Here is a 567-nt window from a genome sequence, read left to right on the forward strand (position 1 = left end):
AGACCGGTTACACCGTCAAGGTGCTGAAGAGCGGCGACGCCGGGCAGGCGGTCAACCAGGCCGTCCTCTCCAAGGGTAACCCGCAAGGCGACGTCCTGTTCGGCGTGGACAACACGCTGCTCTCCCGCGCCGTCGACAACGGCGTCTTCGCCCCGTACGAGGCGAAGGGGCTGGACCGCGTCCCGGCGGAGTACCAGCTCGACGCGGAGAAGCACCGGGTCACGCCCGTCGACACCGGCGACATCTGCGTCAACTACGACAAGAGCTACTTCGCCGACAAGAAGCTCGACCCGCCGCGCACCTTCGAGGACCTGGCCGACCCGAAGTACAAGAACCTCCTGGTCACCGAGAACGTCGCCACGTCCTCGCCGGGGCTCGGCTTCCTGCTCGGGACGGCTGCCGAGTTCGGCGACGAGGGCTGGCAGGACTACTGGAAGAAGCTCAAGGCCAACGGCGTGAAGGTCGTCGAAGGCTGGGAGCAGGCGTACAACGAGGAGTTCTCGGGCTCGGCCGGCGGCAAGAAGGCCGGCGGCGACCGGCCCCTCGTTGTTTCGTACGCGTCCAGCC

The 567-nt window shown here is 67.4% G+C and carries 1 protein-coding gene; it reads left to right on the forward strand.

Going from position 1 to position 567, the window contains the following annotated elements; all coding sequences use genetic code 11:
- On the forward strand, positions 1–567 hold a 567-nt coding region (locus tag IG04_RS0141815), incomplete at both ends, for a thiamine ABC transporter substrate-binding protein (RefSeq protein WP_030482292.1).

The sequence above is a fragment of the Lentzea albidocapillata genome (assembly GCF_000719115.1).
In the GTDB taxonomy this organism is placed as follows: Bacteria; Actinomycetota; Actinomycetes; order Mycobacteriales; family Pseudonocardiaceae; genus Lentzea; species Lentzea albidocapillata.